Origin of the sequence: Paenibacillus sp. FSL R5-0470 (genome assembly GCF_037975205.1) — a bacterium.
In the GTDB taxonomy this organism is placed as follows: Bacteria; Bacillota; Bacilli; order Paenibacillales; family Paenibacillaceae; genus Paenibacillus_AQ.
This window is the reverse complement of sequence record NZ_CP150238.1, coordinates 5,659,911-5,680,382: the sequence shown is the minus strand read 5'-3', so window position 1 is coordinate 5,680,382 and position 20,472 is coordinate 5,659,911. Positions and strand designations below refer to the sequence as shown.

Annotated in this window: 20 protein-coding genes; 11 read left to right on the top strand and 9 right to left on the bottom strand. The window is 46.2% G+C overall.

The features are described from left to right. Positions 1–205: 205 nt before the first annotated feature. From wecB to MKY99_RS25090, 8 genes are read left to right on the top strand one after another with little or no spacing between them, the layout of a single operon-like run. Positions 206–1,300 carry a UDP-N-acetylglucosamine 2-epimerase (non-hydrolyzing) gene (gene wecB, locus MKY99_RS25125; protein WP_339266963.1) on the top strand — a complete coding sequence of 365 codons (1,095 nt, stop codon included), beginning with the start codon at positions 206–208 and terminating at the stop codon, positions 1,298–1,300. Further along, positions 1,290–2,276 carry a polysaccharide biosynthesis protein gene (locus MKY99_RS25120; protein ID WP_076285977.1) on the top strand — a complete coding sequence of 329 codons (987 nt, stop codon included), beginning with the start codon at positions 1,290–1,292 and terminating at the stop codon, positions 2,274–2,276. Before wecB ends, MKY99_RS25120 begins: the two co-directional genes overlap by 11 nt. After that, entirely contained in the window at positions 2,273–3,112 is an 840-nt protein-coding gene (locus MKY99_RS25115) for an SDR family oxidoreductase (protein WP_339266961.1), read from the top strand. Before MKY99_RS25120 ends, MKY99_RS25115 begins: the two co-directional genes overlap by 4 nt. Then, a complete protein-coding gene (locus tag MKY99_RS25110) occupies positions 3,109–4,092 on the top strand; it encodes an NAD-dependent epimerase/dehydratase family protein (protein ID WP_339266959.1) in 984 nt (327 codons plus the stop codon). The genes MKY99_RS25115 and MKY99_RS25110 overlap by 4 nt, the downstream gene beginning before the upstream one ends. Next, on the top strand, positions 4,089–4,805 hold the full coding sequence (locus MKY99_RS25105) for a glycosyltransferase (protein ID WP_076285979.1): 717 nt from the start codon (positions 4,089–4,091) through the stop codon (positions 4,803–4,805). The genes MKY99_RS25110 and MKY99_RS25105 overlap by 4 nt, the downstream gene beginning before the upstream one ends. 7 nt (positions 4,806–4,812) lie before the next feature. Next, positions 4,813–5,388 carry a class I SAM-dependent methyltransferase gene (locus tag MKY99_RS25100; protein ID WP_339266956.1) on the top strand — a complete coding sequence of 192 codons (576 nt, stop codon included), beginning with the start codon at positions 4,813–4,815 and terminating at the stop codon, positions 5,386–5,388. Between the two features lie 31 nt (positions 5,389–5,419). Beyond that, positions 5,420–6,142: a glycosyltransferase gene (locus MKY99_RS25095; protein ID WP_339266954.1), complete on the top strand. Its 723-nt coding sequence runs from the start codon at positions 5,420–5,422 to the stop codon at positions 6,140–6,142. After that, entirely contained in the window at positions 6,139–7,179 is a 1,041-nt protein-coding gene (locus MKY99_RS25090; protein WP_339266952.1) for a glycosyltransferase family 4 protein, read from the top strand. Before MKY99_RS25095 ends, MKY99_RS25090 begins: the two co-directional genes overlap by 4 nt. A 66-nt stretch (positions 7,180–7,245) precedes the next feature. Here MKY99_RS25090 and MKY99_RS25085 read toward each other — a convergent pair whose 3' ends face one another. After that, entirely contained in the window at positions 7,246–8,316 is a 1,071-nt protein-coding gene (locus MKY99_RS25085) for a glycosyltransferase (RefSeq protein ID WP_339266950.1), read from the bottom strand. Positions 8,317–8,517: 201 nt separating this feature from the next. On the opposite strand from MKY99_RS25085, the gene MKY99_RS25080 reads away from it, so the two are divergent. Further along, the gene (locus MKY99_RS25080; protein WP_339266948.1) at positions 8,518–9,621 is read left to right on the top strand and encodes a YhcN/YlaJ family sporulation lipoprotein; all 1,104 of its coding nucleotides are present in this window, start codon (positions 8,518–8,520) and stop codon (positions 9,619–9,621) included. Positions 9,622–9,709: 88 nt separating this feature from the next. Here the strand turns inward: MKY99_RS25080 and nagA are convergent, their stop codons facing one another. From nagA to MKY99_RS25040, 8 genes are all read right to left on the bottom strand, one after another. Continuing rightward, the gene (gene nagA / locus MKY99_RS25075) at positions 9,710–10,897 is read right to left on the bottom strand and encodes an N-acetylglucosamine-6-phosphate deacetylase (protein ID WP_339266946.1); all 1,188 of its coding nucleotides are present in this window, start codon (positions 10,895–10,897) and stop codon (positions 9,710–9,712) included. Beyond that, complete coding sequence (gene nagB / locus MKY99_RS25070; RefSeq protein ID WP_076119467.1) at positions 10,885–11,613, bottom strand: glucosamine-6-phosphate deaminase; 729 nt, start codon at positions 11,611–11,613, stop codon at positions 10,885–10,887. The genes nagA and nagB overlap by 13 nt, the downstream gene beginning before the upstream one ends. Then, the gene (locus tag MKY99_RS25065) at positions 11,613–12,491 is read right to left on the bottom strand and encodes a MurR/RpiR family transcriptional regulator (protein WP_042191459.1); all 879 of its coding nucleotides are present in this window, start codon (positions 12,489–12,491) and stop codon (positions 11,613–11,615) included. Before MKY99_RS25065 ends, nagB begins: the two co-directional genes overlap by 1 nt. A gap of 236 nt (positions 12,492–12,727) precedes the next feature. After that, positions 12,728–13,705 (bottom strand): LacI family DNA-binding transcriptional regulator, encoded by a 978-nt coding sequence (locus MKY99_RS25060; protein ID WP_042191457.1) that lies wholly within the window; start codon positions 13,703–13,705, stop codon positions 12,728–12,730. Positions 13,706–13,993: 288 nt separating this feature from the next. After that, on the bottom strand, positions 13,994–15,793 hold the full coding sequence (locus MKY99_RS25055) for an FTR1 family protein (protein ID WP_339266943.1): 1,800 nt from the start codon (positions 15,791–15,793) through the stop codon (positions 13,994–13,996). A 58-nt stretch (positions 15,794–15,851) separates the two neighbouring features. After that, positions 15,852–17,183 carry an iron uptake transporter deferrochelatase/peroxidase subunit gene (gene efeB / locus MKY99_RS25050; protein ID WP_339266941.1) on the bottom strand — a complete coding sequence of 444 codons (1,332 nt, stop codon included), beginning with the start codon at positions 17,181–17,183 and terminating at the stop codon, positions 15,852–15,854. A 5-nt stretch (positions 17,184–17,188) separates the two neighbouring features. Then, positions 17,189–18,088 carry an iron uptake system protein EfeO gene (gene efeO, locus MKY99_RS25045; RefSeq protein WP_339266939.1) on the bottom strand — a complete coding sequence of 300 codons (900 nt, stop codon included), beginning with the start codon at positions 18,086–18,088 and terminating at the stop codon, positions 17,189–17,191. A gap of 429 nt (positions 18,089–18,517) precedes the next feature. After that, entirely contained in the window at positions 18,518–18,685 is a 168-nt protein-coding gene (locus MKY99_RS25040; RefSeq protein WP_179085837.1) for a hypothetical protein, read from the bottom strand. A 247-nt stretch (positions 18,686–18,932) separates the two neighbouring features. Here MKY99_RS25040 and MKY99_RS25035 point away from each other — a divergent pair, with 247 nt between their 5' ends. Continuing rightward, positions 18,933–19,157 carry a LuxR C-terminal-related transcriptional regulator gene (locus MKY99_RS25035; RefSeq protein WP_019908812.1) on the top strand — a complete coding sequence of 75 codons (225 nt, stop codon included), beginning with the start codon at positions 18,933–18,935 and terminating at the stop codon, positions 19,155–19,157. A gap of 317 nt (positions 19,158–19,474) precedes the next feature. Beyond that, positions 19,475–20,464 (top strand): LacI family DNA-binding transcriptional regulator, encoded by a 990-nt coding sequence (locus MKY99_RS25030; RefSeq protein ID WP_149644961.1) that lies wholly within the window; start codon positions 19,475–19,477, stop codon positions 20,462–20,464. Positions 20,465–20,472: the final 8 nt, after the last annotated feature.

Sequence of the window (20,472 nt, the reverse complement as noted above, 5' to 3'; positions counted from 1 at the left end):
CTAAAAGAGCGAAAAGAGGGGTATAAATGCCCCAGATTGTCGCGAATTCGGCTAAACGAGCAAAAAGAAGGGTATAAATCCCCCAGATTGTCTCAATCTGCTATTCTACCAATCCTGCTAAAAGCCCAACCCGCGCTTCTAGCAGTCTCAGTCCACCCGACTGAGCCAAGTCAGACCATCATCAAACAGGCAGGGGAGTGAACTCATGAAGATCATGACGATTTTAGGCACGAGGCCTGAAATCATCCGCCTCAGTGTTATCATTCCGCTTCTCGACGAACATGCTGAGCGGCACATCCTGGTGCATACCGGCCAGAACTTCACCGCCAGTCTCAGCGGCATTTTCTTTGCAGAGCTGGGACTGCGGGCGCCGGATTATGTGCTGCAGGATAAGCAAGCAGGACTCGGCGGCCAGCTTGCCGCCATGTTCGGAGGGCTAGAGAGCATTTTACAGAAAGAACAGCCAGACCGTGTCTTGCTTCTGGGGGATACGAATAGCGCGTTATGCGCGATTTTGGCCGAACGGATGGGTATTCCGGTGGTGCATATGGAGGCAGGCAACCGTTGCTATGACCTAAAAGTGCCCGAAGAGAAAAACCGCCGTGTCATAGATGCCGTTTCGACCATTAATATGCCATATACACAACAGAGCAAAAGACACCTAATCAGCGAAGGCTTCCCAAGCAGACGTATTGTGTTAACAGGAAATCCGATTCATGAGGTCATGACTCATTTTGAATCGAAAATCCAGGCTAGCAGCATTCTGGAGCAGCTGAATCTTACCTCAGGGCAGTATTTCCTTGTAACAGCACATCGTGCAGAGAATGTAGATGATTCAGAGTCCCTTGTACAAATAATGTCAGGTCTTAACGCAGTGGCTGAGCATTTTGGAATTCGTTTAATATGCAGCATTCATCCTCGCACTCGCTCCAAACTAACTGAGCAATTTTCTCTTCCAATGAACCCTCTCGTTGAATTTCATGAGCCCTTCGGATTTTTTGATTTTGTTTATTTGGAACAGCACGCCTTGTGTGCCATCACCGACAGTGGGACCGTACAGGAGGAATGCTGCTTGATGAAAGTACCAACCGTTACGATTCGCAGAACAACAGAGCGTCCCGAAACGGTAGATTGCGGAAGTAACGTGGTGTCAGGTGTTGACCAGAAAAGTATTCTACGTAGCGTCAAGCTGATGGCGGCGCTCCGCCCCGATTGGGAGGCTCCGGAAGGTTACTTGACTCCGGATGTTTCGGTAAAGGTAGTTAAATTTTTGCTTGGAGGGAACCTGCATGTTCAATAATAAACGGATTGTGGTCACAGGCGGCACCGGTTCCTGGGGGCATGAGCTGATTAGGCAACTTCTGCCGCAAAATCCTAAGGAAATCATCGTATTCTCCCGCAGTGAGTCCGCTCAGGTGGCGATGAGCCGGGAGTTCGAGGATCAACGACTCAGCTTTATCATTGGCGATATCCGTGACAAGGATGCGCTGGTCGCCGCGTGCCGTGGCGTTGATTATATCTTCCATTTGGCGGCGCTCAAACATGTTCCGGTCTGTGAGGATCAGCCGTATGAAGCGCTCAAAACCAATGTTGTTGGCACTCAGAATGTAATCGAAGCAGCCATTGTGAATGGCGTCGAGAAGGCCATTTACATCTCAACGGATAAGGCTGCAAACCCGTCGAACTTCTATGGAATGACCAAAGCGATTGGGGAAAAATTGTTCGTCTATGCCAATCTAATTGGCTCAAACACCCGTTTTGTAACCGTACGTGGAGGTAATGTGCTCGGAACGAACGGCAGCGTCGTACATTTGTTCATGAAGCAGATCAAGGACAAGGGACAGGTACGTATTACCGATATGAAAATGACCCGCTTCTTTTTCACACTACGCGATGCGATTACGTTGTTATTTAAAGCTTCTGAGGTTAGCTTAGGTGGAGAAATCTTTGTCATGACGATGCCTACTTGCCGGATTATCGACCTGGCTGAGGTGTTAATCGAGGCCTCTGGAGAGCCGAATGTAAGTATTATCGAGACCGGAATTCGTCCGGGGGAGAAAATACACGAGATTCTAATGAGCGATTTCGAAAGCTTAACAACCGTTGTCTACGATGAACAGTATCTAGTGATTCTCCCTACGCTGAACATGCCAGAGTTAAAGGCACATTATAGCGCTTATCCTCATGTCTCTTTTAATAGTTTCAGCTCCGAGACGAATCTAATGGATCAGGAAGAGATCAAAAGCATCTTGATTCGAGGAGGTTTCCTGCAATGAAGCTGCTTATCCTTGGTGGAAACGGTATGGCGGGGCATATGCTGGCGGATTATTTCCGCCGCCAGGGCAAGCATCACGTCTTCCATACAACCCGGGATAAGAGCGATCTTGGCGGGCTGTATGTAGATGCGAACGATATAGCCGGAGTAGAGAAGCTGGTCGATATCGTCTCCCCTCATTGCATCATTAACGCGATGGGGGTACTCAATCAATTCGCAGAACGTGACAAAATAGGGGCTTACCACGTGAATGGCTTTCTTCCTCACCACTTGTGGCGGATGGCGGAAGCTGTTCATGCAAGACTTATTCATATCAGTACCGACTGCGTGTTTGAAGGAACACGCGGGGGGTACACAGAAGAGGATGTTCCTGATGGAACCTCTGCCTATGCGATTTCGAAAAGTCTTGGCGAGGTGCGGCAACCTGGGCATCTTACGATCCGGACTTCGATTATTGGTCCGGAAATCCGCCCAGACGGCATTGGTTTGATGGATTGGTTTCTGGCACAGCGTGGTCAAGTGTCAGGATACCGCCGGGTGATGTGGAACGGAGTCACTACACTCCAATTAGCTAAGGCAATGGATACGCTGCTGGATTCCACGGTATCGGGGCTGATCCATTTAGCACATCCGAAGCCGGTAAGTAAGTATGAGCTGCTTCAGCATATTCAGGCTGCTTTTCATAAAGAGGATGTGGAAATCATCCCTGAGGATGAACATGTTCAAGATCGAACATTAGTGAATACAAGAACGGATGTTGATTTGCCGTTGCCTTCGTACCCATTGATGCTGCAAGAACTGGCTGACTGGATGAAACAGTCAGAGATGTCCCCATGAAAGGTCAAAAACTACTGATTACCGGGGCTGCCGGATTCACCGGTCGACATGCTGTTCATTTGTTCTTGGCAGGAGGCGCTGAGGTTACCGCTGTGGTGCGTCCGCCATCCACAGCGGGTGCCCTTCCTTCCGCTTTGTTTCCAGAAGGAGTGAAGGTTTATTACTGTGATTTAAGCAATCGGAAGGCTGTAGCTGAGATGATCAAGGAAACTGCACCGGAGGCTGTCCTTCATTTGGCAGGAAACAACTCGGTGCCCGAGTCTTGGCGTAACCCTTTGCTCTTTATGGAGACGAATGTGATGGCAACGTTATATTTGCTAGAAGCCATGCGAAGTCTACCTACCAGTCGAATTCTTGTAGTAGGCTCGCGACTTAAATTCAAACCGGGTGTGGTGGCAGGACCCCCACACCCATATAGCCTAAGCAAAACAATAGAAGAACTGGTGTCTCTGGCTTGGGGGACGCTGTTTAAACAGCCCGTTCTGCTGGCTGAGCCCTGCAACCTAATCGGTCCCGGTCCTTCTACTGGTTTCTGCTCTTTATTGGCACAGCATATTGTTCGTAGTGAAGTACATGTAGGCGAAGAAATCCCTCCCTTTAAACTATCATCTCGCTATGCATTACGTGATTTTTTGGATGTACGCGATGCTGTAAGAGCTTATGACTTTATATTGCGTGAAGGTACTAATGGAACCATTTATCAAATCGACTCAGGGACACAACGGCAACTTGGGGATATTGCGGAGCAACTGATAAGCCGCTCCAGTGCTTCAATTTCGATGGACTGGGGACCAGCACAAGCTGCTCTCTCTATTCCGGTTAACGGAGTGGCGGGGGATAAACTAATAACTTCAGATGCCTTTGCAACACCTGAAGACAATGTATCTTCACTGGGCTGGAAGCCGGGAATTGAGTTTGGTCAGTCCTTAACAGATATTTTGGACTATTGCCGCGTGAACTGGGAAGGACGGATGTTATGAGACCGAAAGTATCGGTAGTGATTCCTTTTTATAACTGCCCTTATATAGAGCATGCTTTGCAAAGTGTGCTTTCACAGTCTTGGGAGCCATACGAGATCATCGTCGTCGATGATGGCTCGACTGTTCATACAGATTTGATCAGACCGTATTTTCCACGAATTCATTATTTGGGAAAAAGTAACGGAGGGACTGCCTCCGCACTGAATCACGGCATTTTGCATGCAAGCGGAGACTATGTGGCTTGGCTCAGCTCAGATGACTTATTCTACCGAGACAAAATCAATAATCAGGTGCTGTTCATGGAGCAGAACAACCTGTTCATCTCTTATACCAACTTCAATTTTATTAACGGTCAATCTCAACTAGTTCAGATGAACGCATCGTTATTGTTTCCTAGTCACCTCGATTATTTACGTTGTTTTTTACAGGGGAACCCTATTAATGGCTGCACGGTGATGTTCAAACGAGAGGTATTTGGAGCGATTGGGCTTTTTGATGAATCACTTCCCTATACACATGACTATGATTTATGGTACCGCGCGATTCTGAACGGGTATGCACCTGTGATGCTGAATCAGTCACTCACCGCTTACCGTAATCATGAAGGGATGGGGACGCTTAAGTATTACGATGTCATTATGGCAGAGGCAGCTGCAACCAACGCTCGCTACAAGGGTCCGCTCCAACACTTGATCTCTTCGATGGGGGGGTAAGAAGGTTATGTGCCGGGAAATTGAAGTGAATGACTTTCTACCAATCTTATTGGAGCAGTTGAAATTCTGTGAAAGTATACTGGATATCGGCAGTGGCACCGGTACCCTGCTTGAACAGTATGAAGCCGCAGTTGTCCTAGGACTAGAAATTCACAGACCTTACCTACTGCATCGTGAATATAAATCACCTCACATTATTCCAGTGCATGGTGATGCTAGTCATATGGATAAATTATTTCTTCCTAAGACGTTCTCGGCAGTCACTTTTATCGATTCCATAGAACACTTTGAAAGGAAGGAAGGACAGAGATTACTCGGGATGGCCGAGAGAATCGCCTATAATCGTGTAGTCGTGTTTACACCTCGGGGTTTTTTTCCGCAGGAGGGAACGGACCATTATCACTTGCAAGGAGAACATTATCAAAAGCATCGGAGCGGATGGGAGCCGGAGGACTTTATGGAGCTGGGATATGCTGTAACTGTACTTAAAGGCTTTCATCATGCTCAAAATCCATCGTTTCGTGAGGCGTATGGTGAAGGCCATGCTCCGGTAGATGCCTTATTGGCTTGCAAAACAGTATAAAGAGCGAGCTTCAGGTGAAGGAGGTGAGCGCATGAGTGAAGAACCTAAAGTGTCGGTGATCATTCCTTTTTATAACTGTCCATATGTGGATCTCGCCATCCAAAGCGTCTTGGAACAAAGTTATTCGAACATAGAGATCATTGTAATCGATGATGGATCTACTCTTTGGATGGAGAAGCTTGAGCCCTTCAAGGATAAGATTATTTATATACGAAAAAGCAATGGAGGAACCGCCTCCGCACTAAACAGAGGGATAGGAGTTGCTACCGGAACTTATTTTTCCTGGCTAAGTGCTGACGATTTATTTCATCCAAATAAAATCAATCACCAGATGCAAATGCTCAAGAGCACAGATACTTTGTTTAATTATACAGCCTATTATTATGTAAACGAGCAGGGTGGGCGGATTTCAGAGACGATAAGTATGATTTTTGACAGCAGGGCACAGTTTATTGAGACCATGATGTTAGGCTGTCCGGTGAATGGAAGTACGGTTCTTCTCCATATGGATATCTTCCGCACAGTAGGGAAATTTAATGAGAAATTGTTGTATACACAAGATTATGATCTATGGCTGCGTATTTTGCCGTATTATACATGGTCTTATATAGAGGAACCGCTGCTTGATTACCGAGTTCATAACGAAATGGGCTCAGTGATTCACAAAGAGGAGCAGAAAAAGGAGATTGAGCAGGTACAAGCAAGACATCGCCGGGTTCTATCACGGTTGTTGCAAAAGGAGAGAGGGAAATGAAATTAATATTTCCTGTTCTAACTCTAACTAGGGGCGGGGCGCAGCGTATGCTCACGGAGCTGGCTAATCGTCTGACAGAAATGGGTCATGAAGTGACGATCCTCTTACCCAGTGATGGTGTCGTAGAATACGAGATGAAATGTAAACTGATCTATGCAAAAGAAGGAGAACTGGCAGCAAGCGATTTTCCTGCAGGAGATGTGATTATCTCCAACTTCTATACCACAGTCGAGGTCTCACAGCGGGCAAGTGAAGAGGGGAAAGGCATTCATGTTCGATTGGCGCTTTGTTATGAGCCTACCTTTTTACCTGACAATAGCCGTTCTTTTTCATCGTATAATATTGCATCCAACCTACTGGTTCTATCACACTGGCAACAGGGAATTGTCCAGATGAACCATGGGATTAAAGGGAGAATCGTACCGATCGGGGTAGGTCCTGTTTTTAAAAATACGAAAATCCGTGATCGTAATAAAAGGCTGGTAATTTCCGCGATTATGCGCAAACCAGAGGGCGGATTCTCAGCTCACCGTGAGCAGGATTATTTACTTCAGCAATTAAACAAGGTTAAAGCCCACCATCCAGAGGTTGAAATATATTTAATTTCTCCTCCCGGAGAACAAGCGGAATCTGCAACGCTACAAGCCCTAGTGAACGACGAACGTTACCAAATAAGAACTCCAGCGAATGATACAGAACTTTGTTTCCACTATAGTGAGAGCGACATTTTTGTAAGTTCGAGTACGTATGATACGGGTTCGTTACCAGGGATCGAGGCTATGCGTTGTGGTGCAGCGCTGGTTACGGTTTACGCCGGTGGGAATAAGGAATATTGTACACATGGTCATAACTGTTTAATGTCCTACCGATTTCAGAATCGGCTTGCAGATGACATTATAACCTTAATCAGAGACCCGTCTTTACGCCAACGATTGGCTCGTAAGGGGGAAGAGGCTTCACAGGATTTCACTTGGGAAAAAAGCACAAGAATATTTCAAAATATGTTATTTGAGATTGTATCAAGAGATCCATCTTAGTATGTCCCAAAATTATTAAAGAACCTTCAAATCCACAAAAAAAGTGGTTTGAAGGTTCTTTTGCAGTTAGAAGATGGCAAAGGAGTTCATCATCTCACGAAAAGACTGCGCATATTTTTCCGTACCGTAACGTGAAACCATATAATTTCTTCCTTGCTGGCGGAGTGCATTTCGCATTGGCATATTGTTCATTAGCTCTAGTCCTTCATTGACGGCCGTTTGTATGTTGCCAAGAGGATAAAATTTACCGGAAATATTATGCACAATAAAAGATCTAACGCCGTCGGAATCCGTGCTAAGCACGGGACAAGTGCAGCAAATGGCTTCGGCAACAGCATATCCAAATCCCTCTGTAACCGAGGTGGATAACAGAAACCCTCCAGAATTGGCTATGGAGGAATAATAAATCGGCATCACATGATTTGGAATATTGGTAAAGGTGCTCAGACGGTCGTTCAGACCTAAGGTCTGCAATTCTTCTAGGAAGAGCTGCTTTTGATCCTCTGTGGCTAATTCAGGATCATGAAACATCCATAAATGAAGGTTTGGTTTGTGAAGGCGAATTTGATGGGCGATTCTCAAATATTCCCGCCAATTTTTGTTGCTTTCCAGACGTCCGACCCAAGCAATGACCGGATTAGCCGGAGGCTCAGCAGGGATGTGCTGAAAGGACTGAACATCAACAATATTGGAAATGACATACCGATGCAGCCATGGACAGATTTCAATAAACAGCTCCAGTAAATGATCCGTTGGTGGGATTAGGACCGCGTTACAGTAGGAGCGGAAATAAGGAATAGCGTCTTTGATTAGATCTTCCGCATGACTCCGTTTTCCAAGACCTTGAGATTCGTATATCAAAATACCGCCATAACCGAGCTCACGCAGACGCTTAAGCAATAAATAATCGGATGTAACAATAATGGCATCATAGTTATGCGTCTCAAGTACTTCTTTGATCTCCTCATCTATAGAGGAAATGAAGACCGGAAAGTTAGCCTTATTCTGGCTTCCTGAACCAGGCATTAGATATAAAACATGACATTCGATCCCATTACGCTGGAGACTCTCGCACCGCAGTTTATTTAAAGTCTCCACCCCGCCACTCGGTATATAAAACGTGAATAAAACTTTCATGCACGTGCCTCCTGACTTTTGCGGAGCAATACCGACTAGTTGAAATACGGCTTACTGTTTATAAGATACGCCGATGTGCATTCGCAGGTGACGGTAAACAGACATAGTTCCAAATCCTTTCAGGATAGCTTGTTCTTCGGAAGGTCATGCTAACGACTGTTACGCTGCACACATACAACAATAGAGATGGAGGATGAATTCATGATGCGATCCAAGATCAGCATGTCAGTCTCAGCCGCATTACTTCTAGGCTTGGTGAGTATTACAGGGTGTGGGACGAACACGGCAGAAAAGACTAATGTGCAAACTAATAGTGTCCGGGGGGTAAATGACGGACGTATCGGTGTAAACTCCGTGCGCGGAGGAACAATGGGTACGCATAATATTACAAAAATGGAGGTTAGTCAGGAGCTTGCTGATCGTATTGCTGCTATGCCTGAAGTTCGCACTGCGAACGTAATGCTTGCAGGTAAAAATGCGTATGTCGCCGTAACGTTACATGATACAACTACTGGTCTTCGGGCCAAAGGTACTACATCTTATCGAGCCAAATCGTCTACAGTTCCTCACAATTATGGACCGACTGGAGTAATGTCGGGTACAGGAAGAGTGAAAATAGGACGCGATGGAATGAATGATACAGGGGCCGTAACGAATGGAACGAACGGAGCTCTGAGAGGCACTGTGAATACAGTCCCTGGTACAACAAGCACTGGACCTGCAACACTTGGCATGGGTACTCACAGAAATGGAACAACCGGAATGGGAAGTCTGGGAACAGGTACAGGAACGACTGGGACAAGAACCCATACTTATAATAATGGACCTCTGCTGAATAGCAACGGTTCGAAACATGATGTCAATATGGGAATGGGTATTGGTAACGGAATGGGCATGGGAACCAGAAATACAACCGGAACCGGGACAGGAATGACAGATGGTTTGGGGACTGGAATGGGCATTCGCAGTACCACTCCAAACTACACCAATAGTACGCATGGAACGAATTACAGAAGTAATTCGACACACATGAACAGTACTCATTCGACTCACATGAACAATACAAATAACACTATGAATATGAAAGAAACAGATACAGTAACTAAAGAAATTAAAGCGAAAATCGCTGCTGAAGTTAAAAAACATGATGCAACAATTAAGGATGTATATGTATCAGCAAACCCAGACTTTGTAGAGCGTGTTAACGTTTATGCAGAAGAGGCCCGTGCGGGTCATCCGATCAAGGGTTTTGTGGATGAATTCCGAACGATGGTTGAACGAATTTTCCCGACGCGTAATTATTAATCAATAGTTCGATTTTATAAACCAAAAAAAGCAACAGTCCTCACCTTTGTGGCGAGAATTGTTGCTTTTTTATTATATTACCACCTTATTAAATGGTAATTTGGCGGCCGCCAATCCATACGCCTCGCAAATTCAATTCAGCGTCAAGACGCAGGATATCACCACGTTTTCCGGCTTCCAAGGTACCGATGGAACGCTCCATTCCAATGGATATCGCCGGAGTAAGGCTTGCAGCACGGGAGGCTTCTTCTAAGCTGAGCCCTACTTCTTGTATGAGATAACGGAAGCCACGAATCATTGTAAGTGTACTACCCGCCAATGCGGCAGGATTATCTTTAAGTGTGGCGATGCCATCTTGAACCAGCACAGGTAAATCACCGATTGTATATTCACCATCACTAAGACCAGTAGCAGACATGGCATCTGTAATTAATAACAAATTGTTATCTTTTTTTAGATTAGCCACTAGAGAAATCGCTGCAGGATGAACATGTATGCCATCGGCGATGATCTCCGCACGTATGCGTTTATCGAATAGTACAGCACCAGCAGTTCCAGGCTTGCGGTGATGTAGCGGTGTCATTGCATTAAACATATGCACGGCTTGATTTAACCCGGCATCTGCCGCGGCAATAACCTCTTCAAAGGAAGCATCGGTGTGACCGAGAGCAGCGGTAATACCATGCTTACGGAGCCAGAGGATAGCTTCTAGTGCACCTTCGCGTTCCGGAGCCAAGGTGACTTGCCGGATCATGCCCGGATAATCATTCTCCCATTGTTCCAGCCACTCAATATTGGCAAGAACAATATGCTCAGGGTTTTGTGCACCGGACCATTTTGGGCTGATGAACGGTCCTTCCAAATGCATGCCCGCGATTTGTGTGTATGGCATCTCAGTGGCGCGATATGCGTTTATTTCGGCAAATACTTGGTCAATGGCTGGCTTAGAGGCAGTCATAGTCGTAGCCAGCATGGTAGTTGTGCCTTGGGAGCTGTGAAATTTAGTGATGGTATTTAAAGATTCAGCATCACTATACATAAAGTCGTGGCCAGCTCCACCATGTACATGCACATCTACAAATCCAGGGATGAGCAGGTCTTCCGCAGCTTGACCATCAGCTGGCCAGTGCGCGTAAGCCTCTGGAAGCCATGCGGCCTCGCCGGCATAATGAATTTGCTCACCCGATAAGGCAATCACGCCATGCTCAATTAATCCTTGGGGAGTCAGCACTTTACCAAACAGTAATTTTCCTGGTTCTTTATTTATTTCAGCCATTTTCCTGCTCCTTCATCTACAAGGACGATTACATTCGGATGGCTCTGCAGTAAAGATGCAGGGCACTGGGTAGTAATCGGACCTTCAACGGCATTCCGGATGGCTTCAGCTTTGCCGGCACCGCGTACTAACAATAGAATCTGGCGAGCTTTCAGAATGCCGCCGATGCCCATGGTTATTGCTTGCCGCGGTACATCGTCCAAAGAGTCGAAGAATCTGGCATTTGCTTCCCGTGTGTCTTCAAGCAAATCAACGACATGGGTTTTGCTGCTCAGATTGGCATCTGGTTCATTGAACCCGATATGGCCGTTGCTTCCAATCCCGAGGATCTGCAAGTCAACCGGTCCGTTCTCTTCCAGCATTTTGTCGTATGCGAGGCACTCCGCTTCCATATCTGCTGCATTGCCGTTAGGGATATGTGTCTGTCCTGGATCAATATCAATATGATTGAATAATTGCTCGTTCATGAAACTGCGATAGCTCTGCGGGTGATCAACAGGCAATCCGATATACTCATCCAAATTGAAGGAAGTGGCTTTCGAGAAGCTTACAAGTCCTTTTTGGTGCATTTCAACCAATTTGGCATAAACACCAACTGGGGAACTTCCGGTCGCTAGACCGAGCACCGCTTTTGGATTGCTTTGAAGCAGGCTGGCGATAAGATTCGCACCCGTTTGTACAAAATCTTCATCACTATTGAACTTAAGAATATTCATTAAGATTGACCTCCTCGTTTGTTTCGGTAATGTTGGACATTCAAATAAGATTGCTCCAGTCTAGGAATAAAATCCCCAAAACGGGTGCTGACCATTCCAGTAAACAAAATATCAATGATGTGTAGCTGGGCAATACGTGAAGCCATATCTCCTCGGCGCATTCCTTTTTCCAGAGAAGAGGAGAAGAGAGGAATATCAGCCAGAGTTGCCAAGGTGCTGCTACCGTAAGAGGTTAGAGCGATTGTGCTTGCTCCGCTGGCTTTGGCACAAGTTAAAGCATCAATGGTCTCTGGGGTTTCTCCGGAATACGATACTGCGAATACGACATCGCCTTCAGATAGCGAAGAAGCAGATGTAATCTGCATATGGGAATCAGCGAAAGCGGTGCAATTCACGCCAATGCGGATCAGCTTCTGATAGAAATCTTGTGCGACAATGGAGGAAGTCGCCATCCCGTAAAGATCCACTCGCCGTGCTTGGCACAATAAATTAACGGCTGCTTGTAATCGTTCCAGATCTAGGAGTGAAGTAGTATCCCGAATGGATGTCAGATGGTTCGTTTGCATCGCTTCCACAATTACGGAAAGCGGGTTACCTGCAACGATATCCTGATAAGAAGAACCGCCATCTTGAGGCGCTGCATCGCTATGAGCAATTTCAGCCGCCAGCTTTACTTTGAAATCTGGGAAGCCTTTAAAATGTAGAACCTTACAAAAACGTGTGATAGTAGCAGGACTAATACCGCATTGCTCCGCGAGTTCTGTGATGCCCATATGAACGATTTCACCTGGTGATGACAGGATCCGTTCCGCCAGCTTGCGCTCCATTTGAGACAGCTTGGACTTTTCATGCTCAAGTGCATATAAAATTGGGGACATCAATCCACCTCGACTTCTAATGTAGCTTTTTAAAATTATTTTTAAAATTACTTCTTGAAATAAGAAAATTATTTTCATACTCAGAATAAAACAAAATCTATCCGGATGCAAGGGGTAAAAATGAATACAATAAGGATAATATGCGAGAATTATTAGTCTCTCTTCTATTTAAATAAAAACGGCCCACTCACAGAAGACAGCGAGGTGGACCGTTTTTGAACAATACCTTAAACGTGCTATACCGTAGAACGTTCAATAATGCGATACTCAAGCTTACGGTGTACAGGATGACTATCATTATTTTGGATCTGATCATAGATGATCCGAAAAGCTGTAACGCCCATTTCGGGTAACTGATTATCTATAGTGGTTAGACCTAAAAGTCGTCCGATCGGCTGGTCGTCAAATCCGATGACGGCCAGATCCTCAGGAATACGGATACCGTTCTTCCACGCTTCGATGATTAGACCGGCTGCCACATGATCGCCTGAAATAATTAGGGCATTAGGCCGGTTCTTCATTTTCAGCAGTTGGTGCAGTACACGTCCACCGTCCTCTTCATTCATACAGTTATACATCATCCATTCTTCCTGAAAAGGCTGGCCTGTAGCGGCTAGAAAGTCACTAAAGGCAATTTGCCGGATAGAACTACTGCTGCCATGTTGTCTGCCTTCACAGTAACCTATCTGTTCATACCCCTTATCATGCAAGTACTGCAGGCCGGAGCGAAAAGCGGAATAATGTTCGATATACACAGAAGAGAAGCGGCGTTCACCTCTATCTTGGCAGATGACTATCGGGCCATATGCTGTATATTCATCAATGACTTCTGAGCTCATTCTCGTAGATACAATTACCACGCCATCAATTTCTTTGTTGCGCAGCATCTCCAGTACCTTGAGTTCTTCTTCATGGCGGTAATCGGTCTGGCACAGAATCAAGCGGTATTGCGCTAGCAACGCTTCTTGGGCTAAGCCTTCAATAATTACAGAAAAATAAAAAATGTTGATATTAGGGATAATAACGGCAATGGCGTGGGTACGGCCGGTAATTAGATGCACGGCATTCATATTACGCGTGTAGTTTAACTTTTCAATCGTATTTAAAACAGCGGTTCGTTTGGTTTCACTTACATAAGGATGATTATTGAGTACTCGCGAGACCGTTGTCACGGAAACACCAGCCATACGGGCGATTTCTTTTATATTAGCCATTCGAGAACAACAGCCTCCCTTTGGTGCTTGTGTAGTGTCTAGTCTTTTTATTCTATCATATCGTCCTTAAATTACTTTGCAAATAAAAAGCTTGCTATGGAATCCATTTCATAAATTAGACTGTAGTTGCAAGGGATTACCGGACTAAACCGGCGTAACCTAACGGGCGTGACGGACCGGTACATCTAGTTTCATTTCTAATGTAAAGGTCCGAGGATCGGCTTCATTTAAAATCTACAAAAAACGGTTGTCATCGTTAAAAGATGACAACCGTTTTTTTCTTTGTAGCTATACAGTTTGTGACGCTTTTGGTGCTCTATTGCGCAGCATCTCCCACACAATGAACGCAAGGACAAGCAGCTGAGGCACTAAAGTTTCCCAAGTTGGATACATCCCGAGCCAGCTAATAGAAGGTAATCCATCCTGTACATGTGCGGGTAGTTTCCCTGCGACTTGAAGGGAGTGAATGCTCTCTCCAAGAAAGCGGAATACTAAATAGTAAATAAGAAGTGTAGCTGTACGGAAGAAGGCAGCAATCGGCAATTTCGCACTTAAGGCAATAATTGCGTAACCTACAATTGCTAGAATGACTAGAGCACTACCGATCCCTAGCAGCAATTGAGACACTTTAATGGAAGGGGCCATCCCTACATAAAAAATGGTGGTTTCTGCTCCTTCACGTAAAATCGCAAGCGCTGCTACGGAGGACAAAGACCAGAGATTGCCCTTGGCTAATGCTCCATCCACTTGCCGTCCAACATAGTTGTTCCAATTTGCGGTATTTGATTTACTATGCAGCCAGCGTCCAATGGTAAGCATCATAATGACGGCTACAAGACCTGTGATGCCTTCAATCATCTCGCGTGCTCCACCAGATGCGGCGCGGGAAATGGTATAGGTGAGTAGAACGGCTAATGCGATACTCGCTACAAGTCCTACAGCTGCGCCAGACCAAATCCACTTCTGTGCTTTTGTGTTGCCATCACGTTTCAGGTAGGCCAGAAGGGCAGACAATACGAGGATCGCCTCCAGTCCTTCACGCAGAAGAATTAGCGCAGCATCCCAAGCATTATAGGTTGTCTCACCAGCCAAAGGAGTCAGCTCAGTGACCATATTATCCATGATCTTTAAGGCTTGATCTAGCTTAGGTGGATTAGAGAGCAGATAGCCAGTGACTGCTGCACTTTCGTTCTCAATATTGGTATAGACCGCTGGAGATGCGATCTGTACTTGTCCTTCAGCAGAGGGCCAATCTACGATGAATTGCTCCATGATATTAGCTGCTTCTGCGCTGTTGCCTGCTTTGGCAGTGGAAGAAGCTTTGTTGAGATGGCTGATCAGTCCTTCAATAGATGCTGGTTTACCAGAAGTATCCCCAGCATCTATTGCTTTGCCTTCACTGTAATCAGCAAGCAGCTGATATAAGGCTTCTGCTTCTGATTTCGCCGACTCCTCGCGGAGCGGTTCTGCCTGCAGCGCAATGCGCAGCAGGCTGATCTTCGTCTCCAGCAAGCTGTAGACGGCGGAATTGTCGGCCCGGATGTTGCGCTCTGCCGGCTTCCATCCGCTGACGATGTCGCGGTACGCTGCCGCTGCCGCGCTCCAGTCGGCGCTGCGCACCGCATCCCGCGTGCGCTCCGCCGCGGGCAACAGCTTCGCCGCCGTCTCCTGGCCGGCGGCTCCAGTGTCACCGCCGTCCGTGCCGGAGGCGGCGGTGACATACGCGTCCACGCTTCTTGCGAGCGTGGACAGTGCAGCTTTGGCGGGCGCACCATCGCCCGCCGCAAGGGCCGCCGCCGCGTCTGCAAGCGCGGCGTCAACGGCGGCAGCTGGACCGGCAAGTTCCGGGTCCGGCGTGTTCTCGTTCGCGGTGCGCCACAGCGCAGCGAACGCTTCTACATCGGCGGCGGCCGCGTCCCAGCGGCTCTGGCCGGCTTCGACGAGCGCGCTGCCGACTGGCGGCAGCAACTCGTCGACCGAGCCATCACCCTCCGCCCCCGCCGGGTTAGATAGCATCAGTATACATATGATGCTAAACAGAATCATTACGGCTGCCTTCGATAGCAGCCGTTTATTAAGAGAGTACATCGGGATAATCCCCTTTCAATAATGGACAGGAACATTCGATTGGAAAATTAGGCCTGGCTTAGCCTAAAAGTGCTTCCCCGATGTAGCCGCCTTGGCGAATACCTGGGAAGCAGGCAAATACCGCACTGCCTGTATGCGTCATATATTCGTTTAGCCGATCACTTTTCGAGAGGCGCTGCTGGATCGCAACAAATTGCTTCATTAAATCCCGTTGAAAGCTGATGAATAATAATCCTGCATCAAGTTGACCTGTTGCGATATCTAATCCGCTGGAAATGGAGTAGGAGCGGCGCAGCATTTTGACGGTGCCGTCACCATGCGCTAAGGCTGAATGTGAATCCGGCGGAATGACGGGCTTCCCGGAAGCATCAGCCGCTTTAAGATTCAGATCATCGAATTCATCCTTTGCACCGATAGGTGCTCCGCTATGACGATAACGGCCGAAGGTGGCTTCTTGATCGCTCAGAGAGGAACGGTCCCAGACCTCAATTCGGAAACGTACACGGCGAACTGCCATATAAGTGCCGCCGCTCATCCATGAAGGACCGTCACTGCTGCTGTTCCAGACCACTTCGTTCATTTCTGCTTCGTTCGTAGTATCTGGATTTCCTGTGCCGTCTTTAAAACCTAGAAGATTACGTGGCGTCGCTCCCTTAGGATCTGCTGTTCCTGTGCGCTGGAAGCCTTCCTGTGTCCAGCGGAGTACGGCTGTGCCACGGGCGATACGTGCCAGATTTCGGATGGCATGGAAGGCCACCTGCAGATCATCAGCACATGCTTGGACACAAATATCTCCACCACACCACTTAGGATCCAGGTTGTCTCCCGTAAATGCTGGAAGGTCGGCTAATAGGGTTGGACGCTTGGAAGATAAACCGAATCTGTTGTCAAAAAAAGAAGGACCGACACCAAAGGTAAGCGTACAGCGTGAAGGGTTTAAACCATCCACTTCACCTGTATCGGAGGGTGGGAGATTAGGGTTGTCATTGACGTCGCCAATGAGGCTGCCAGTAGTAAGAGAAGCTGCGGCAGTTGTCCATGCTTGCATTAGCTTTTTTACATCGGATAGCTTCGTTGTGGTCAGATCAAAGGCTGCGAAGTAAATAAAATTTTGCGCAGGGGTTAGAATGCCGGCCTGATGACTCCCGTAAAAAGGAATGGAATCAGCATCGGAGGCTACTTTTGGCTCAGCTACGGCATTGCGCGCAGCCATAATTCCACCAACACCTCCACCACCTAATAATAGACCAAGGCTAGTGGCGCCAGTAAGCCGCAGCATATCGCGGCGGCTTAGTTTTTTATCTAATATAAGATTGCTCTTGGTTTCTTCATTGATAGGGGCACCTTCTGCATTTGCTGGTAAACCGGTAGATCTATTTTGCTTATTCATGATGATCACACTCCTAGAATAGTTCCCATGTTGGACAATGGCTCAGCCAAGGCATCCAAATTCTGACTCAACTTACGAACATCTTCTTCCTTCAGCTCTTCATAGGAAACATATCCATCTCCAGTTTTGAAAGGAGCAAGCTCAGCTTGCAAGGCTGCAAACCGTTCACCAATCGTTTTTTCCAGCTCAGCATCTTTTTTCGCCAGTTCTGGCTTTAACAGCTCGTATATCTTTTGGGCACCTTCAACATTAGCGACGAAATCGTACAGATCTGTGTGGGAGTAACGTTCTTCCTCACCTGTTACTTTAGATGAAGAAACCTCATTAAGCAGTTCTACAGCACCAGTAACGAGCAGATTGGCATCGATCTCTACGGTCTCTACTTTTGCACGTAGAAGCTGGGCATCTTTCAATAATTGGTCAGCAACTTCGGTCATATCTTTGGTTGTGTTATCCTGCCATAGTGCCTTTTCAAGCTTATGGAAGCCGCGCCATTCAGCTGCATCTACGTCATTCTCGCGGGCATCAATATTCGGATCCAAATCACCAAGTGCTTCTGCAATCGGCTCAATTCGCTCGTAATACATGCGGGCTGGCGCATAAAGTGCCTTTGCATCCTCAATCTTTGCTTCTTTAACTGCGTTCGTAAAATTTTCTGTTTGCTTTACAAATTCATCACATTGCTCGATGACATATGTACGATATTGTTCAACCGCTGATGTAAAGTCGGCAGTAGTTGCTGTAGTAGTATCAGATGTATTTGTTGCCTTGGTACTGTTAGCAGCAGCATTTGCAGAGTTATTATTGCTAGTGTTGCTATTACTGTTATTTTTGTTACTGGCACACCCGGTAAATAGTATGGAGGCTGCAAGTAGACCTGCAGGCACGGCATATGTGAATTTCATTGAATGAAGCACCCCTTTTTTTATATGTGAATGATAATCGTTATCATTTATGCTGGACTTATCATAAGTCCGTATACATTTACTGTCAATATAAAATTGTGATGTATTTCATAGTTATATTTTGCAAGATAAAAAAACTCCCTGGACTGGGAGTTGAGTTTGTAGAAATATATCTAATTTTTGGGTCCGAAACTCTGCTTAAAATGCGAAAAATTTACTGAGAACGTCATCTGGGACCGTAACCCTCTTAAGGAGATGATGAATACACTGTTGAAGCGGGCAGTCAACGACCAACAACACAAAACAGCGATTCTCCAATAATGGATGAATCGCTGCTATGTGTTGCTTACAATTTTTATAATTAACCGGGCCGTCTCATTTATAGGAAAAACTACTTATTCGACAGCCCCATTCTGTGTCGTTTTTAGTTTATTGTTCATTATGGGATTCATGTTCCGTAGTGGGATGATTTTTGAATACTTCTGCGGCTTCTTCAGCAGAAAATTCTGGTTCGAATTTACCGACTAGTGGCAATTTGTTTAATTTCGTAGTTTGTACCTCTGCCTTAGTAGGTTGATTATTCTTCGAGTTGCTCATACTTACACCTCCTTTTAATAAGAAACAACAAGTTGTAGTTTGCCCTGTAAGGAGATGATTCTATCCAAGAGGATTTCAAGTTTTGCGGGTGAATGTCCTCACTAAAGCGGTGTAATAAGCTTCGGATGGTTAAGCCCATTTTGTAGTTATGACAGCACCATTAACTTCATCAATACATAATATGTTTTGACTGTATCCCTTTACCTTGTTATACCAAACAAACCCAGGGCAAGGAGGGGTGACACCATTGAAGGGGAACGAACACCACAGCAAATTTCTGTTGACTCATCGTGAGCGCGAAGTTTTCGAGCTTCTCGTGCAGGACAAAACGACTCGTGATATCGCTGGTTTATTATTTATCAGCGAAAAAACAGTTCGGAACCACATCTCCAATGTAATGCAAAAACTAAACGTTAAAGGCCGTTCACAAGCGGTTGTCGAGCTGATCAAGCTTGGGGAGCTGAAAATATAGCTGGCCATGTCTTCGGAAGTGACGCGTTTAAGCCTTCTCCACCTCTAGGGGTGAGGGAAGGTTTTTTGTAGTGTCCGGAATATTAGATTTGACTACATTTTATGGATTGACGGATATTGGGAATGGTTGTAAAATCATCTTAAAGTTAAAACCTTTAAACTTTTGAAATCATTTTGATACTTTCGATAAAGATGAAACTGACATTCAATGTTCGATTCTCAGTCAGGACGTAGTTGTGGCGAGAAGAGTTAGTCCTTTTTTATTCCCCTGAAAGTTATAACGTTTAAACTATTGAATTTGGAGGCATAGAAGCTTAGATGAACATTCATGATGTAGCCAAAAGGTCGGGGCTCTCTGTAGTGACCGTATCCAGAGTTCTTAATAATTCACCTTCTGTACGTGAAGGTAATAGGCGGAAAGTGCTGAGTGCTATGGAGGAATTAAATTATCAGCCCAATTCAGCGGCGCGGAGTCTCGTGCGTGGCAAGACGGGAGTCATCGGTATGTCGATTACCAACTTTAACGACTCCTTCTATGACCGCGTGATTCGCGTGGTGAACCGGAAGCTGGCAGAACAAGGCTACTTCTTGGCCCTGTCGATAGCCGAGAATGAGGACGAAGGCGTTAACTTCCTGTTTCAGAAGGACCGCGTTGACGGGATTATCCTGTTATCTCCGCTTGAGGAAAAAGAATATGTGGAGGAGCTGAAAAGAAAAAATATTCCGTTTGTCTTGCTGGATAACCAGCTCCAGCATGAGGATGTTCCCAGTGTCGTCGTCGATAACTATCAAGGGGGGTATGAAGCTACCAAGCACTTGATAGGTCTTGGACACACCCAGATCGCCTATATCGGTGGCCCTTCGGTGTTCCTGAGTGTAGCAGAGCGCAAGCGGGGTTATGTACAGGCGCTGGATGAAGCGGGACTAACGCCTTTCGGCACGGAATATTGCGGATTTACGGTAAGTAGCGGTTATGAGGTGGCCAAGAGATGGATCCGTGAAGATAAGCTGCCGACAGCCATTTTTTCAGGAGACGATTTTATTGCTTTAGGTGTTGTTCAAGCCCTGCGTGAGGAGGGGATTCTGGTACCTCAGGATATCTCAGTGGTTGGCTTTGATGATCAGCAGTTCGTAGGTGAATTTTATCCCCGATTGACGACAGTCAGACAGCCTGAGGCGCAAATGGGCAGCATTGGTGTTGATTTGCTGATGAAATTAATCAATGGGGAGGTGATGCCAGCTGTTGTAACGAAGCTCGCTCCTCAGCTTCTCGTGCGTGAATCCACCGCATCTGTAAGGTTAACCTAAATATTAGG